Genomic DNA, 16,434 nt, shown 5'->3' on the forward strand with positions numbered 1-16,434 from the left:
GACCGCAGAAGTTATCCACAGCGGTTGTCCACAGGCTCACTCCGTTTCACGTGAAACAACGCCCGGAAACCCTTGCTGAGCTGTGGATGACGCACTGTGGTGGTGATCTCGGCGGCCTGTGGACAACGTGGTGGACAACGCGCTGTGGATCGTCGAAGCGGCCTCGACTCCGGTGGGAACGGGGAGGGACAGGCGTCGCCAACTCCGTTAGGGTCAGCGTCGTGCAGGACACCCCTCCCTCAGTCCCGGACTTCACCCAGTGGCCCTCCTTCCCTTTCGAGGGCGATCTTCGCGTCAAGCAGCTCGACGATCCCGTTCCGGTCGAACCTCCCCGTCGGGGCGAGGAGGACCGGGAGTGCACCGCCTGCAACGCGCCCGACGAGGCGTACATCTGGGTCGGTGAGCGGTGGCGGGTCCGCACCATGGACCGGCCCACCGGACTGCCCATGGTGCTGATCCTGGAGTCCCGCTCCCACCTGGACCTCGGTGACCTGCCGAACCTGCTCGCCGCCGAACTGGGGGTGATGACCGTCCGGCTGGAGCGGGCCATCCGCTCGCTGGACGGGGTCGCCCGGGTGCACGTCAACCGTTGGGGCGACGGGTCGGCGCACCTGCACATGTGGTTCCTGGCCCGCCCGTACGGGCGGCTGCAACTGCGGGGCACGTTCCTGTCGCTGTGGGACTCGATCCTGCCGCCGATCTCCGAGGAGCAGTGGCGGGAGAACCTCGCCATGGTGGCGGCGTGGCTCGCCGAGTTCGGCGGCCGACCGCTCGCCGAACCGCCGCGCATCCGGTGGCAGGCGCCGTCGAGCCTCTCCTCGCCGGCGCCGGCGGACACCACCGAGGAACCCGAGGAGGAGACGGCGTCGGTGATCGAAGCGGCGGACGAGATCCCGGAGGCCGAGCCGGTGGGGTCGGCCGACGACGCCGACGATGACCCGCCTTCCGGGCAACTGCCGGACGGCAGCCCTCGCGACGGGGATGGCAAGCCCGCGACCGGTGACGCCGGGCCGACGGCGTCGGACGGCGACGCGGAGCCGGCGACAGGAGCGGCCGGTCCGAACCGAGAGTGAGAGTGGTGGCGCCGGCCGGGTGAGTTCAGCGGCGGGCGGCGGCCCGGCCCACCAGCGAGCCCAGGACGCGGCCGAAGTCGAGCCCGGCCGCCTGGATCGCCAGCGGCAGCAGCGAGGTCTCCGTCATGCCGGGCGAGACGTTGACCTCCAGCACGTGCGGCCGGCCCTCCGCGTCGACGATCAGGTCGACGCGGGACACGTCCCGCAGGCCGAGCGCGGTGTGCGCGGCGAGCGCCACGTCGGTCACCTGAGCGGTCGTGGCGGCGTCGAGTCGGGCGGGCGCGTGCCAGGTGGTGCGCCCCGCCGTGTAGCGGGCCGCGTAGTCGTAGACGCCGTTACGGGGCACGATCTCGACCGGGGGCAGGGCCTGCGGGCCGTCGCCCAGGTCGAGCACGGACACCGCCACGTCCATGCCGGGCACGTAGCGCTCCACCAGCGCCGTCTGGTCGTACGCGAAACAGCCGACCATGGCGGCCGGCAGCGACGCGGCGTCCCGGACCACGGCGGCGCCCAGCCCGGAACCGCCCTGCGCCGGCTTGACCATCAACGGCAGCCCGAGGCGGTCGACGATCCGGTCCAGGACGGCGACCGCGCCCAGCTCGGAGAAGCGGTCGTGCGGCAGCGCCACCCAGTCCGGCGTGGGGATGCCGGCCTCGCGCAGGACGGCCTTGGCGGAGGGCTTGTCCCAGGCCAGCCGGGAGGAGCGGGCGTCGCAACCGACGTAGGGCACGTCACACAGGTCGAGCACGCCGCGCAGCGAGCCGTCCTCGCCGGTGGCGCCGTGCAGGGCGATGACCACCGCGTCCGGCGGGTCGGCGGCCAGCGCGGGCAGCAGCGCGACGTCGGCGTCCCGCAGCTCCGCCTGTACGCCGACCGCGCGCAGCGCGTCCAGCACCCGGCGGCCGGACCGCAGGGAGACGTCCCGCTCGTAGGAGAGACCGCCGGCGAGCACGAGCACGTGCAACTCGTCGGCGGAGGAACCGGTCACGGGTGTCGGTGCGGCGGGGGTGACGGCCATGCCGGCATCATGCCAAGTCGGGGCCGGGCGCGTCGGAGCCGCCCTGGCGTCGGCGTGGCCCGGCGTTGCCGACCGCGCCGAAGACCTTCCGCATGGCGATCTCCTGCTCCATCACGCCGGCCAGCCGGCGCACGCCCTCCCGGATCCGCTCCGGCGGCGGGAAGGAGTAGTTGAGCCGCATGTTGGACGTGCCCGTTCCGTCGGCGTAGAAGCCGGTGCCGGGCACGTACGCGACCCGGGCGGCGACGGCCCGCGGCATCATCGCCTTGGCGTCCAGCCCGTCCGGCAGGGTGGCCCACACGAAGAGGCCTCCGGTCGGGGTGGTCCAGGTGGTGCCGGCCGGCATCAGGTCGGTCAGCGCGCCGAGCAGCGCGTCCCGACGCTCGCGGTAGACCTCCCGGTAGGTCTTGAGCTGCTCCCGCCACGGCATGGTGCCGAGGTACGTCGAGACGGCGGACTGCGCGAAGACGCTGGGGCAGAGGATCTGCGCCTCGCTGGCGATGACCAGCTTGTCGCGCACCGCGTGCGGGGCGAGGATCCAGCCCACCCGCAGGCCGGGGGCGAACGTCTTGGAGAAGGTGCTCAGGTAGAAGACCCCGTCGCGCCGCCGGGCCCGCAGCGGCGCCGGCGCCTCGCCCTCGAAACCGAGCTGACCGTACGGGTCGTCCTCCACCACGAGCAGGCCGGCGCGCTCGCAGATGTCGAGCACCCGTTCGCGCCGCTCCTCGCTCAACGTCACGCCGGCCGGGTTCTGGTACGTCGGGATGGTGTAGAGGAACTTCACCCGCCGGCCGGCCCGGGCCAGGTCGGCGATGGCCACCTCCAGCGCCTCCGGGATCAGGCCCTGGTCGTCCATCGGCACGTGGGTCACCTGCGCCTGGGCGGCCTGGAACACCCCGAGCGCGCCGACGTAGGTCGGGCCCTCGGCGAGCACCACGTCGCCCGGGTCCAGGAAGAGGCGGGCCACCAGGTCGAGCGCCTGCTGCCCGCCGACGGTCACCACCACGTCCTCGGGGGAGGCCCCGCAGGAGGCGTCGATCCCGGAGAGGGCCATCACCTCGCAGATCCGTTCGCGCAGCTCCAGGGTGCCCTGGCCGATGCCGTACTGGAGGGTGGTGGCACCGTGCTCGGCGCCGAGCCGGCCGAGCATCTCGCCCACCGCGTCGAGCGGCAGCGCGGCGATGTAGGGCGCTCCGCCGGCGAGCGAGACGACCTCCGGCCGGCTGGCGACCGCGAAGAGCGCCCGGATCTCGGAGGCGGTCATCCCCCGGACGCGGCGGGCGTACCGGTCGGTGTAGTCGTCGAGCGTCGTGCCGGTCATGACATCACCTCGGTCGGGTGTCGGCGGGGCTGCCGCCCGGTGTGGTACCCGCGATGCCGGCATCCAATGGCGGCGCGCGGCCGATTGGTCGATCGTAGTCCCTGGTGACCGGCGCGGAACCCGCCGTGTGGACACGTCCACATCCCGGACTCCGGGTCCGTCGCCCGGGTGGGCGTTCGCGCGTCCCCTCCCGCGTCGGCGGGCGGAAGCGTACGATCGCTCGTCGGGAGCAGGAGGGCGGCGGCACACCGCGGTGACCGACGCTCCGAGACTGTTGGTGGGGTGCGCTCATGTCGCGACGTCTGGTCAGCCTGACGCTTGACACCCTGGAGGACCTTCCTCGATCCTGCCGGCGGTGCGTCTACTGGGAGCTGGATCCGGTCTCCGCGGAGCGGGCCTGCGCGGGCGGTGACCCGGGCCTGGAGAAGGAGGCGTGGGTCTCCCAGACGCTGCTGGAGTGGGGTTCCTGCGGCAAGTTGGTCTACGTCGACGGCATGCCGGCCGGTTTCGTCATGTACGCCCCGCCGGCGTACGTCCCGCGTTCGATGGCGTTTCCGACGTCGCCGGTCTCGGCGGACGCGGCGCTGCTGATGACCGCGCACGTGGTGCCCGCGTTCGCCGACGGCGGTCTGGGCCGGATGCTGGTGCAGGGCGTGGCGCGCGACCTCACCAAGCGTGGCATCAAGGCCATCGAGGCGTTCGGCGACGCCAAGTTCGGTGACGAGCCGGACGGCCCCACCCGGGCGTGTGTCGCGCCGGCCGACTTCTTCCTCTCGGTGGGCTTCAAGACGGTCCGCCCGCACCCCCGCTACCCGCGCCTGCGGCTGGAGCTGCGCACGGCGCTGAGCTGGAAGTCCGACGTCGAGTACGCGTTGGAGAAGCTGCTCGGCTCGATGAGCCCGGAGACGCTGCTGCGGCCGGTGCGGCCGGCGCCGGCCACCCGCTCGACGAGCTGACCGGCTCAGTCGATAACGGTGCCGGCGGCCACGATCGCCCGCAGCTCGCTGACGTCGATCGAGCCGGTCGGCACGTCCCGTTCGATCGGCAGGTACATCCGCTGCACCCCGGCCACGATCGCCTCGACCACCCGGTCGCGGAAGCGCGGGTCGACCAGCCGGCCCCGGTCGGTGGGGGAGGTCAGGTAACCCACCTCGACGCGGACCGCCGGCATCCGGGTGAGCCGGAGCAGGTCCCACGCCTTGGCGTGGGTGCGGCAGTCGCGCAGCCCGGTGCGGGCCACGATCTCCCGCTGCACCAGCCCGGCCAGGCGCTCCCCGGTGGCCGAGGTGACGCCGTTGTCGGTGCCGTAGTGGTAGGTGGCGACGCCGTCGGCCGCCGGATTGGCGTGCCCGTCGGTGTGCAGCGAGATGAACACGTCCGCGCCGAGCGAGTTGGCGAGCTGGGCCCGGTCCGCGTCCGGCAGGCAGGTCGGGGACGACGGGCCCCGGGTGAGCTGTACCCGTACGCCGGCCGCCGCCAGCCGCCCCTCCAGCCGGCTGGCGAGGTCGTGCACGAGGTCCGCCTCGGTCCAGCGCAGCGAGCCGTCGGGCACCACCACGCCGCTGTCGGTGCCGCCGTGGCCCGGGTCGATCACCACGGTCCGGCCGACGAGCGTCGGCCCGGCCTGCCGGATGGCGTCGGACTCGCGTAGCCACTGCGGGCGCCCGCCGACCACCTTGCGGCCGAGCCGGCGCAGCGCGTTGACGGTGTGCGGGCCGCACGACCCGTCCGGCTTCAGCCCCATCTCGCGTTGGAACTGGGCCACCGCGCGGGAGGTGCGGATGCCGTAGATGGCGTCGGCGCGGCCCACGTCGTACCCCATCTCCAGCAGGCGTTCCTGGAGCGAACGGACGTCCTCGCCGGTCAATGGCTCGGGCACCGCGTGGTAGAGCGCGCGGGCGCCGAACCGCCAGCGGGCCGCGTCCAGCGCCCGCCAGGTCTCCGCGCCCACCCGCCCGTCGACGCTGAGGCCACGGGACTGCTGGAAGGCGCGGACCGCGCGTTCCGTCGCGGCGTCGTAGTCGTCGGCGCGGCCGTCGGTGGGCAGCAGTTCCAGGCCGGCGAGCACGGTTCGGATCTCGGCCACCGCGGGGCCCCGGTCACCGGGTCGGATCGGACGCACGACGACCCCCTCTGCACGGGCGCTGGCGGAGGCGGTAGCTCCGACGGACGCTTACGGAGCGTACCGTGGCCGGTTACCCGGCGGGTTCGGGTTCACGCAGGTCAGGAACGCCGGAGCCCCCGACACCCGGGTGGGGTGACGGGGGCTCCGGCGGTGTCGGGTCGGTCAGAGCGCCGACTCGATGAGCTTGAGCAGCTCGCCCTTCGGCTTGGCGCCGGCGATCGACTGCACCGGCTCGCCGTTCTTGAAGATGGTCAGCGTCGGCACGGACATCACCCGGTAGGCGCGTGCCGTCTCGGGGTTCTCGTCGATGTTGAGCTTGACGATGGTGACCTGGTCACTCATCTCGCCCGCGATCTCCTCCAGGAGCGGCGAGACCTTGCGGCACGGACTGCACCACTCCGCCCAGAAGTCGACCAGGACCGGCTTGTCGGACTTCAGCACGTCGCTGGCAAAGCTCGCGTCCGTGACCGCCTTGGTTGCTCCCACGATGAACCCTTTCTCCCTTTGGTGAAATTCTCAGCCTTGCAGGGTGGCGATGAACCGCTCGGCGTCCAGCGCGGCCGCACATCCGGTGCCGGCCGCCGTGATGGCCTGCCGGTAGGTGTGGTCGACCACGTCGCCGGCGGCGAACACGCCCGGCACGTTGGTGCGGGTGCTCGGCGCCTGCACCTTCACGTAACCCTCGTCGTCCAGCTCCACCTGGTCGCGGAACAGCTCGCTGCGCGGGTCGTGGCCGATCGCCACGAACACGCCGGTGACGTCGAGCAGCTTGGTCTGGCCGGTGTGCACGTCGCGCACCCGTACGCCGGTGACCTTGCCGTCCGCGCCGAGGATCTCCTCGACCGTGGAGTTCCACTCCACCTTGATTTTCTCGTTGCCCAGCGCCCGCTCCGCCATGATCTTGCTGGCCCGGAACGAGTCGCGGCGGTGGATGATCGTCACCGACTCGGCGAAACGGGTGAGGAAGCTCGCCTCCTCCATGGCCGAGTCGCCGCCGCCGACCACCACGATGTGCTGGTTACGGAAGAAGAAGCCGTCACAGGTGGCGCAGGACGACACGCCGTGGCCGAGGTATTCCTGCTCGCCCGGCACGCCCAGCGGACGCCACGCCGAACCCGTGGAGAGGATGACGGCGCGGGCCCGGTATGCGGTCTCGCCCACCCAGACCGTGCTCACCGCGCCCGAGCCGATCTCGCCGGTGTCCTTCAGCTCGACCCGGGTCACGTCGTCGGTGAGGAACTCCGCGCCGAACCGCTCGGCCTGCTTGCGCATGTTGTCCATCAGCTCGGGGCCGAGGATCCCGTCGGCGAAACCGGGGAAGTTCTCCACCTCGGTGGTGGTCATCAGCGCGCCACCGGACTGCACGCCCTCGATCACCAGTGGCTTGAGGTTGGCGCGCGCGGCGTAGACCGCCGCAGTGTAGCCGGCCGGCCCGGAGCCGATGATGATCAGGTTGCGGACCTCGTCCACTGCCGTCTCCCGATGTGTGTGTTCGTCACCGGTACGCACCGATGTCGATCCGAGTGCCGACCGCACAGAGCGCCGGCGCCTGACTTCCAGAACGTCATCGTACGAAGCGGGGATTCCCGAGCCGGTCATCCGGTGGGTCAGGTCACGTGGCGGGACAGGACCCCTGACCGCCGCGGTTTCACCCTACCCGCGTACGGAACCGGGTGTCCGCTCCGGACCCGGGTACGCCGCATTCCGGCCCACTCACCCAGGCCCAACGGGCCCCGCCGGCGTCCGAGAACGTCACCACCAGCGCCGGACTGCCCTGGAACCGGGCGTAGTCGACCAGCTCGACGGTGAGCGGTGCCGCGCCGTGCTCGGCGCCGATCGCGGTCAGGCAGGCGGCCAGCGCCTCCGGACGGGCGAGCCGGTCCAACCCGCCCACGGCGCCGACGCGGTACTTGTCGGTGGCCAGGGGGGTCTCCCGGCCGTTGTCCGCCGCGCCCGACGGCCCGGCCATGTCCGGTCGGGCCGACATCGCCTTGGCGTCCCGCCCGAGGCGCTCCGGGGTCCAGTCCGTGCCGCTGCGTACGGCCGGCCCGGTGGTCCGGTACGGCGCACCCGCCGCCGGCGCCGCCTCCCCGGCCGGTCGACCGGCGGTGCTGCTGTCCCCACCCGTGTCCGACAGCCGGCCGACGCCGAGACCGACCGCGGCGACCGAGGCGGCGGCCAGTGCCACCGGCCCGGCGACCCGGGCCCAACGCCGGGTACGTCGCCCCGGCCCGGTGTGCCGGTCGGGACGGGTGACGGTGCCGGGTGGGCGGGTCGTCCGGCCGGGCTGCGTCGGCACGGTGACCGGCGTCGCATCCCGACCGGCGGGTTCGGGCACGTGGTCGGCGGCCGGGGCGGGACCGGCGCCGGCGAGCGCGGCCGTGATCCGGTCGGCGACCGCCACCGGCAGCTCCGGCGCGGACGACGACGCCCAGTCGGCCAGCTCGGCGTGCACCAGGTCGAGCGCGCCGGCCAGGTCCGCGTACGCCGCGCGCCAGGCCGGGTCCTGCTCGACCAGCCGGGCCACGGTGGCCTGCTCGGGGGTGCCGTCCAGCGCCCCGCCGAGGTAGTCGGCGAGGAGGTCGTGGTCGACCTCGCTGAACTCCCGCGAACTCACGGCTCCTCCTGGCTGGCGTCCGGCCGGGTGAGTCCCGACGAGGATCCGACGCCCTCGGGCCGCCGGCGGTTCCCTGCGGTGACCTGCGGCACGTGCACGGCGTCGTCGGCGCCGGTGCGCAGGTGCCCCAGCAGCACGGCGAGCCGCGCCCGACCCCGGGCGCACCGGCTCTTCACCGTCCCCTCGGCGACGTCGAGGATCCGGGCCACCTCGGCCACCGGGTAGCCCTGCACGTCCACCAGGACCAGCGCGGCCCGCTGCTCCGCCGGCAGGGCTGCGAGCGCCTGCCGGACCACCAGCGCGGTGTCGTGGTCGGGGGCGGGCGCGGCCGGTTCGACGCCGCCGGTGTGGCGTCCCGGCTCCCCGTCGGTGTGCACCCCGTCGGGCAGCGGGACGGTGGCGTGGGTCTGGCGTCGCCGCATCCGGTCCAGGCACGCGTTCACCACGATCCGGTGCAGCCAGGTGGTGACCGCCGAGTCGCCCCGGAACCGGGCCGCGGCGCGGTGTGCCGACAGCATCGCGTCCTGGAGCGCGTCGGCCGCCTCCTCGCGGTCCCCGATGGTCCGCAGCGCCACCGCCCAGAGGCGGTCGCGGTGCCGGTGGAACAGCTCGGTGAAGGCGTCCCGGTCGCCCGCGACGTGGGCCCGGAGCAGCTCCAGGTCGGAGCCGGCCGGCGGGCCGTCACCGGTCGCCGACCAGCGGCTCACGAGCCCTGGACCGTGATCTCCTGGACCCCGATCTTCCAGCCGCTGCCGTCGTCCTTCTTCGGCAGCTCGGTGATCCAGAAGAGGAGGTACTGGTACTTCTGGGCGGGGTCGAACCCGTTGAACGTCATCTTGGTGCCGTCGTGGTCCTCGAACGGCTGCCCGATCACGGTGGGGTACGCCGCGACGAGGTCCTTGTCGCCCTTGGAGGTGGAGGGGAACTCACCGTTGGTGCCGGCACGCAGCTCGGCCGAGGCGCCGGTGGACGAGAGCGTGGCCTGGAGCGACTTGACCGTGTGCGGGGCACCCAGGTCGATCCAGACGCCCATGCCCTTCTTCAGGCCGCCGAACTTGCCGTTGTTCCGGTAGGTCTGGGTCTCCCAGCCCTCGTCGTCGCTGCCGTCGATGACCTTCTCGGCGTTCCGCACCTCGGCGCGGTCCCCGCTCTCCGGGTCGATGATCCGGACGTCGGAGACGGTGAGCTTGCGGACCGGCGGGGCCGCCTCGGTGCTGCCGCCCGTGGCGGGGGCGCTGTTGGTGGGCTGGGCCACCGGCTCCTTGGCGTCGTCGTCACCGCCCCCGAGCACGCTGATCCCGACGAGCAGACCGACAAGCGCGACCACCAGCAGGCCGGCGATGCCCAGGGCGACCTTGCGCCCGCCGGCCGCGGCCAGCGGGGACGACGGCTCCTCGCCGGGGTCGGCGGTGAAGCGCAGCGGGCCGGCCTGCTCCAGGAACTGCTCGTCGGCCGGGATGTCGAGCCGGCTCAGCTCGGCGGAGAGCACGTCCGACGAGGGCGGGGCGATCTCCGGGTCGAGCAGGTCCATGGTGAGGTCGTCGAGATACGCCGGCACCCCGGCGCGGACCTGCCGGGGCGCGGCGATGCTGCCGCTGGCGTCCCGGACGGCGTCCGGCAGGGCGGCCCGGCCGTGCCCGGCGGTGGCGCCGTGCAGCGGGGCCTCACCGTGCGGCCAGTGCCCGGTCAGCGCGAAGTAGAGCACCCCGCCGACAGCCCGCAGGTCGTTCTCCTGGCTGTCCGCCCCGTCGGTGCGCGCGTCGGCCAACACCACCCGGCCGTCGTCGCTGATCATCACGGTGCCGGGGTGGAGGTTGCCGTGCACCATGCCGGTGGCGTGCACCGCGGCCAGGGCGCTGGCGACGGCGTTGCCGATCGCGGTCGCGCGGGCCGGGTCAAGCGGCCCGTCGGCGGCGACCAGCTCCCGCAGCGACTGGCCGTCCACCCACTCGCGGACCACGTAGGCCCGGTCGTCCTCGTCGATCGCGTCGTAGACGCCGACCAGATTGGGGTGGATGACCCGACTGGCCGCGACCGCGGCCTGGAGCATCTCGGTGGCGGAGTCGCCGCCGGGGTAGCGGAGGACCACCGCGACGGGCCGGCGCAGCACCACGTCGACCCCGCGCCAGACCAGCCGGCCGGCACTGTCGTTGTTGATGTGCTCGACCAGTTCGTAGCGCTCGGCGAGGAGCTCACCGACCGTGGGAGCACCGAGGGTCACGACCGCGGGAGAACTCTCCTCCGCTTCCTGACCCTCGCCGACCTGGGTCACCCGTCCTCCCTCGGTGATCGTGTCGATCGATGGACCCGTGCTGCTGGGCATGTGGCTTCCCGCTCTGGCTTCGGTGGAACCGGCACGGTCGGCGTCGACGCCCACGTCGACGCCGGACGTACCCGTCGAGAGCGACCTTACCCGGGATGCCCGGTTCTCCGACATGTCATCTTCCCGCCGCGGCGGGCGGGAAGCCAGCCGCAGCGAACACGCACCGCCAATCTAGAGGTTGACGGCAAGTGATCGGCGCAGGGGCGTCCCGGTGTGGCGTGCCGGTGCTTTCCCCGTCCCGGCCTGGGCACCCTCGTCCGTACGGTTGGTTGTCCACAGGCCGAGAGGCCCACTGGACGGCGGAATCCCGAGTTATCCACAGCCGTATCCCCAGCCTGGTGATCCTCGTTCACCGTCGGTCACGGGTGGGCGCTCAGCGCCCGAGCCGCCGCCGGACCATGCCGACCACCTCGGTGATCTCCCCGATCCGCAGCAGCATGGCCAGCCCGAGGTACGTGCCGCCGATCGCCGCGCCGCCGACCACCAGTTGGACCGCGGCGGCGAACCAGCTCAGCTTCGCCGGGTCGCCCGGGAGCACCGCGAGCACGAGCAGCCCGACCAGCGCGGCGCCGAGCGCGGCCACCACGACCCGGCCGAGCGTGCGCGTGATCCGGCCCAACCCGATCCGCCCCACCCGGGGGCGCAGCAGCATCGCCGAGATGATGGCGGCGGCCAGGTACGACACCGCGTTGCCGAGCATCATCCCGGCCGCCGCGAACGTGTTCGAGAAGATCAGGAAGAGGCCGACCTGGAGCAGCACCCGCAGGATCACCACCGGAATGTTGATCAGCGCCGGGGTGCGCGTGTCGGGCAGCGCGTAGAACGCGAACGTGAAGAGCTGGCTGACCGCGAACGGCACCAGCCCGAGCGCCGCGACCAGCAGCACGGTCGAGGTGGCCACCGCGTTGTCGCCGGTGAACGCGCCGTACCGGAACACCACCACGGAGATCGGCGCGGCCAGCACCGCGTAGCAGACCGCGATCGGGGCCAGCACCGCGCTGACCATCCGGGTGCCCCGGGACAGGTCGGCGGTGACGTCGCCGAACCGGCCCTCGGCGGCGGCGGCGCTCATCCGGGGCATCAGCGCGGTGATGATCGAGACCGCGATGATGCCGTGCGCCATCATCAGCAGCAGGAAGACGTTGTTGTAGATCAGCAGACCGGCGTTGTTGCCGCCGGCGGCGCGGGTGAGCAGGTTGACCACCACGAAGAGACCGAGCTGGTTGACCCCGACGTAGCAGAACATCCAGCCGCCGAGCCGGGCCAGCTCGGCCAGGCCGAGCGCCCGGAAGTCGAACCGCCACCGCCACCGGAAGCCCACCTTGCGCAACGCCGGCAGCAGGCCGGCGGTCTGGACCGCGACACCGAGCAGCGTGCCGCCGCCGATCAACAGGATCCGTCCCCAGCTCATCTCGCCCGGCTGGACGATGTTGGCGCCGAAGACCGCGATGTAGAGCGCGCAGACGCCGATGACCACCAGGTTGTTGAGGATGGGCGCCCACATCGGTGCGGCGAAGTGCCCGCGGGTGTTCAGCACCGCGGCGATCAGCGCGCTCACGCCGGTGAAGAACAGCATCGGCAACATCAGGTACGACAGGCTGGTGACCAGACCGCGGTAGTCGGCGTCCTTGCCACCGGCGTAGATGGCGGTCAGCACCGGCGCCGCGACCAGGGCGAGCAGCACGGTGGCGGCCAGCGCCAGCACCGCGAGCGTGAGCAGCCGTTGGGAGTACGCCTCGCCCCGGTCCGGGTCGGACTTGCGCCGCCGGACCAGCACCGGGATCAGCACGCTGGTGAGCACGCCGCCGAGCAGGAACTCGTACACCTGGTTCGGCAGGAAGATCGCGGTGGTGAACGCGTCACCGACCAGCGCGCCGCCCAGCGCCGCGCCGATCATCAGGTTGCGGATGAAGCCGGTGCCGCGGCTGACCAGGCTGCCGATCGCCATCACCGCGCTGTTCGCCGCGGCGCTGGTCTCGGCGACCACCTCCTGCGGCGGCGCCACCGACTCGACGCCCGGCTGGTTCAGCGGCTCCGCCGAGATGAAGGTCGCGCCGTCGTCCGGCGGCAGGCCGCCGCCGTGCGCGTTCGCGCTGCGGTAGAGCCCGCCGCCGCTCATCTCACAGCCTCCCAGGGGGATGTCGGAACCGGGCCCGACGGCCCCGCACCACCGGAACCTTAGTCAACCTCGCCCGGTTACCCACGCCCGGCGCGGTCGATCCACCCCCGGCCCGCTAGGCTGGCGATCCCATGTCCGAAGCCTCCGCCTCCGCCGCCGATCGCCGTGAGCTGACCGCCGCGCAGCGCAACGCCGTCGCCGAGCTGCTCCGCGTGTCCCCGGTCGCCGACGAGCTGGGCCGACGCTTCGCCCGTGCCGGTCACGAACTGCACCTGGTGGGCGGATCGGTCCGGGACGCGCTGCTCGGCCGCCTCGGCAACGACCTCGACTTCTGCACCGACGCCCACCCGAACGAGACCGTCAAGGTCATCCAGGGCTGGGCCGAGTCGATCTGGGAGACCGGGCGGGAGTTCGGCACCATCGCCTGCCAGCGCGACGGGCTCACCCTGGAGATCACCACTTTCCGGGCCGAGGTCTACGACCAGGTGAGTCGCAACCCGGTGGTGCAGTACGGCACCAGCCTGGCCGAGGATCTGAAGCGTCGCGACTTCACGGTCAACGCGATGGCGGTGAGCCTCCCGGACCACCGGTTCACCGACCCGTACGGCGGTCTGGACGACCTCGCCGCCAAGGTCATCCGTACCCCCGGCACGCCGCAGGAGTCGTTCCGTGACGACCCGCTGCGGATGCTGCGCGCGGCCCGGTTCGCGGCCCAGCTCCGGTTCGCCGTCCACCCCGACGTCCGGGACGCGATGGCCCGGATGGCGGCCGACCTCGACCGGATCACCGCCGAGCGGATCCGGGACGAGTTCACCAAACTCCTGTGCGGGGCCGACCCGGTGACCGGGCTGCGCCTGCTTGTCGACACCGGCTTGGCCGAGCGCTTCCTGCCGGAGCTGACCGGCCTCAAGCTCACCATCGACGAGCACGCCCAGCACAAGGACGTCTACGAGCACACGCTCACCGTGGTGCTGAACGCCATGTCGATGGAGTCCGAGGGCTGCGACTTCGTGCTGCGGATGGCCGCGCTGATGCACGACGTCGGCAAGCCGGGCACCAAGGCGGTCGGCCCGGACGGCCGGGTCAGCTTCCACCACCACGAGGTGGTCGGAGCGCGGCTCACCAAGGCCCGGATGAAGGCGCTGCGCTACCCCAAGGACGTCACCTCCCAGGTGGTCAAGCTGGTCGGGCTGCACCTGCGCTTCTACGGGTACGGCCGGGGCGAGTGGACCGACTCGGCGGTCCGCCGGTACGTCACCGACGCCGGTGACCTGCTGTCCCGGCTGCACAAGCTGACCCGTTCCGACTGCACCACCCGCAACCGGCGCAAGGCGGCCCAGCTCGCGGCCGACTACGACGCGTTGGAGGAGCGGATCGCCCGGATCGCCGCCGAGGAGGACCTGGCCCGGGTCCGGCCCGACCTGGACGGCAACGCGATCATGGAGCTGCTCGGCGTGCCGCCGGGCCCGGTGGTCGGCCGCGCCTGGGCGCACCTCAAGGAGCTGCGCCTGGAGCGTGGCCCGCTGGACCGGGACGAGGCCGAGGCGGAGCTGCTGCGCTGGGCCCGCGGCGAGGGCATCGTCGGCTGATCCGCCGGCCGGGAAAAATCGACGACGATACGCCGGCGTGTCGACCGAACGGTTGACCTGTTCCGGTCGATCTCTCCCGCATGATGTTGGTCATCGCCAGCCCCCTGCTCGTCGGGCGCGGCTGTCCTGATCTCATCCGCCCGTCCGCTCCGGACGGTCGCTGGACACGGGGAGACAATTCGGTGTCACGTCCCGGCGCGCTGCGCCGCTCCGCGCTGGTGGGGCTCGCCCTCACCTCCGCCACCTCGATCATCTGCGCCGCCACCGGCGGCGCCGCCCTGGCCGATCCCGTCGCCCCGCCGCGTGGGGACATCCGGGGCACCGGCACGGCCAGCGCCGTGCCGGGCAGCTACATCGTCGTCCTGAAGGACGGCAAGGCCAGCCCGGCCAAGGTGCGGTCCACCGCGTCGGCCCTCGCCGGCGAGCACGGCGGTTCCGTCCGGCACGTGTTCAGCCGGGCGCTGCACGGCTACTCCGCCGCCATGGACCGCCGGCAGGCGGAGCGGCTCGCCGCCGACCCGGCCGTCGCGTACGTCCAGCAGGTCCAGCGTTGGAAGACCTCCGGCAGTCAGACCACGCCGCCGTGGGGGCTGGACCGGATCGACCAGCTCAAGCCGAAGACCGACGGCCGGTACACCTACCCGGCGACCGGCGCCGGGGTCACCGCCTACGTCATCGACACCGGCATCGACATCGACCACGAGGACTTCGGCGGGCGGGCCAGCTACGGCTACGACGCCGTCGACGGCGACGACGTCGCGCAGGACTGCAACGGCCACGGCACGCACGTGGCCGGCACGGTCGGCGGCACGAAGTACGGCGTGGCCAAGGACGTCGACCTCGTCGCCGTGCGGGTGCTCGACTGCGACGGCAGCGGTCGTACCGACCAGGTGCTGGCGGGCATCGAATGGGTCACCGCCAACGCGGTCAAGCCGGCCGTGGCCAACATGAGCCTGGGTTCCGACCGGGTCGACCAGGCGATCAACGACGCGGTCGCCCGCTCGATCGCCGCCGGCGTCACGTACGCGGTCGCGGCCGGCAACGAGTCGGCGGACGCCTGCACGGTCTCGCCGGCGAGCGTGCCGACGGCGATCACGGTCGGGGCCACCGACCGGCTCGACTTCCGGGCCCGGTTCTCCAACTACGGCTCCTGCCTGGACACGTTCGCGCCGGGCGCCGGCATCGTCTCGGCGGAGCAGGGCACCACCGACGGGTCGGTGGCGATGAGTGGCACCTCGATGGCGTCCCCGCACGTGGCGGGCGCCGCCGCGCTGCTGCTGGAGGCACACCCGACCTGGACGCCGCAGCAGGTGCGCGACTCCGTCGTCACCACCGGCATCGGCGGCGCGGTGCACGACAGCATGGGCTCGCTGGACCGGCTCCTGCACCTCGGCGCGGTGCCCACCGCCCGGGGCTCGTACGGGCTCAAGGCCCGGACCAACGGCCGCTACGTCGTGGCGGAGAGCGCCGGGACGAAGCCGCTTGTCGCACGCGGCACCACCATCGGCGCGTGGGAGAAGTTCGACGTGGTCGACGCCGGCGGTGGCCTGTACGGCCTGCGCGCCCGGGTCACCAACAAGTTCGTCACCGCGGAGAGCGCCGGCGCGAAGCCGTTGATCGCGCGCTCGGCCACCATCGGCGCCTGGGAGAAGTTCCAGATCGTCGACAACACCGACGGCACGGTCAGCCTGAAGGCCACGGTCAACGGCCGGTACGTCACCGCGCCGAGCGCCACCTCCCCGCTGATCGCCAGCAAGACCTCGATCGGCGCGGCGGAGAAGTTCGACTTCGACGCCCCGTCCCCGATCGTCGGCATCAAGGCGGTGGCCGGCGGCCGGTACGTCACGGCGGAGAGCGGCGGCGCGAAGCCGCTGATCCCGCGCTCGACGACGGTCGGCGCCTGGGAGAAGTACGAGGTGGTCAGCGACGGCGACGGCTTCTTCGGCCTGAAGGCGCTGGCCAACGGCAAGTTCGTGGCGGCGGAGAGCGCCGGCGCGAAGCCGCTGATCGCGCGCAGCACCTCGATCGGCGCGTGGGAGGCGTTCGTCTTCCTCGACTACTACGGTGACGGCTCGGTGAGCCTCTACGCCAACGCCAACGGCAAGGCGGTCACCGCCGGCAGCGCCGGCACCAGCCAGCTCGTCGCGAGTCGCGTCATCGACTGGGACAGCGACAGCCTCGGCCTGGGCGCCGGCGAGAAGTTCGTCCTCGCCGTGCTCTGACCCGTACCACCGCGACGGCGCCCGCCG

Annotated in this window: 13 protein-coding genes; 4 read left to right on the plus strand and 9 right to left on the minus strand. The window is 72.7% G+C overall.

Annotated features, from left to right (window positions below; genetic code table 11):
- Window positions 1–221: 221 nt before the first annotated feature.
- Window positions 222–1,073: a hypothetical protein gene (locus ACIA6B_RS10195; RefSeq protein ID WP_396772405.1), complete on the plus strand. Its 852-nt coding sequence runs from the start codon at window positions 222–224 to the stop codon at window positions 1,071–1,073.
- Window positions 1,074–1,098: 25 nt separating this feature from the next.
- Here the strand turns inward: ACIA6B_RS10195 and ACIA6B_RS10200 are convergent, their stop codons facing one another.
- Entirely contained in the window at window positions 1,099–2,091 is a 993-nt protein-coding gene (locus ACIA6B_RS10200) for a D-alanine--D-alanine ligase (protein ID WP_281933927.1), read from the minus strand.
- A 7-nt stretch (window positions 2,092–2,098) separates the two neighbouring features.
- Window positions 2,099–3,412, minus strand: coding sequence for a PLP-dependent aminotransferase family protein (locus tag ACIA6B_RS10205; RefSeq protein WP_281933929.1), 1,314 nt, complete (start codon window positions 3,410–3,412; stop codon window positions 2,099–2,101).
- A gap of 290 nt (window positions 3,413–3,702) precedes the next feature.
- On the opposite strand from ACIA6B_RS10205, the gene ACIA6B_RS10210 reads away from it, so the two are divergent.
- The gene (locus ACIA6B_RS10210) at window positions 3,703–4,368 is read left to right on the plus strand and encodes a GNAT family N-acetyltransferase (RefSeq protein ID WP_396772406.1); all 666 of its coding nucleotides are present in this window, start codon (window positions 3,703–3,705) and stop codon (window positions 4,366–4,368) included.
- A gap of 5 nt (window positions 4,369–4,373) precedes the next feature.
- Here ACIA6B_RS10210 and ACIA6B_RS10215 read toward each other — a convergent pair whose 3' ends face one another.
- From ACIA6B_RS10215 to murJ, 7 genes are all read right to left on the minus strand, one after another.
- A complete protein-coding gene (locus ACIA6B_RS10215) occupies window positions 4,374–5,534 on the minus strand; it encodes an N-acetylmuramoyl-L-alanine amidase (RefSeq protein WP_396772407.1) in 1,161 nt (386 codons plus the stop codon).
- 165 nt (window positions 5,535–5,699) lie between these two features.
- Complete coding sequence (gene trxA / locus ACIA6B_RS10220; RefSeq protein ID WP_281933936.1) at window positions 5,700–6,023, minus strand: thioredoxin; 324 nt, start codon at window positions 6,021–6,023, stop codon at window positions 5,700–5,702.
- 30 nt (window positions 6,024–6,053) lie between these two features.
- Window positions 6,054–7,007: a thioredoxin-disulfide reductase gene (gene trxB, locus ACIA6B_RS10225; RefSeq protein ID WP_396772408.1), complete on the minus strand. Its 954-nt coding sequence runs from the start codon at window positions 7,005–7,007 to the stop codon at window positions 6,054–6,056.
- Between the two features lie 178 nt (window positions 7,008–7,185).
- Complete coding sequence (locus tag ACIA6B_RS10230; protein WP_396772409.1) at window positions 7,186–8,154, minus strand: hypothetical protein; 969 nt, start codon at window positions 8,152–8,154, stop codon at window positions 7,186–7,188.
- Window positions 8,151–8,861, minus strand: a complete 711-nt coding sequence (gene sigM / locus ACIA6B_RS10235; protein ID WP_396772411.1) for an RNA polymerase sigma factor SigM — start codon at window positions 8,859–8,861, stop codon at window positions 8,151–8,153. Before sigM ends, ACIA6B_RS10230 begins: the two co-directional genes overlap by 4 nt.
- A complete protein-coding gene (locus tag ACIA6B_RS10240; RefSeq protein ID WP_396772412.1) occupies window positions 8,858–10,477 on the minus strand; it encodes a protein kinase family protein in 1,620 nt (539 codons plus the stop codon). Before ACIA6B_RS10240 ends, sigM begins: the two co-directional genes overlap by 4 nt.
- 373 nt (window positions 10,478–10,850) lie before the next feature.
- Window positions 10,851–12,596, minus strand: coding sequence for a murein biosynthesis integral membrane protein MurJ (gene murJ / locus ACIA6B_RS10245; RefSeq protein WP_396772414.1), 1,746 nt, complete (start codon window positions 12,594–12,596; stop codon window positions 10,851–10,853).
- 131 nt (window positions 12,597–12,727) lie between these two features.
- Between murJ and ACIA6B_RS10250 the strand changes: the two genes are divergently transcribed.
- A complete protein-coding gene (locus ACIA6B_RS10250) occupies window positions 12,728–14,185 on the plus strand; it encodes a CCA tRNA nucleotidyltransferase (protein WP_396772416.1) in 1,458 nt (485 codons plus the stop codon).
- 182 nt (window positions 14,186–14,367) lie between these two features.
- Window positions 14,368–16,407, plus strand: a complete 2,040-nt coding sequence (locus ACIA6B_RS10255) for a S8 family serine peptidase (RefSeq protein WP_396772417.1) — start codon at window positions 14,368–14,370, stop codon at window positions 16,405–16,407.
- Window positions 16,408–16,434: the final 27 nt, after the last annotated feature.

This window comes from Micromonospora sp. NPDC051141 (assembly GCF_044455765.1).
GTDB lineage: Bacteria > Actinomycetota > Actinomycetes > Mycobacteriales > Micromonosporaceae > Micromonospora.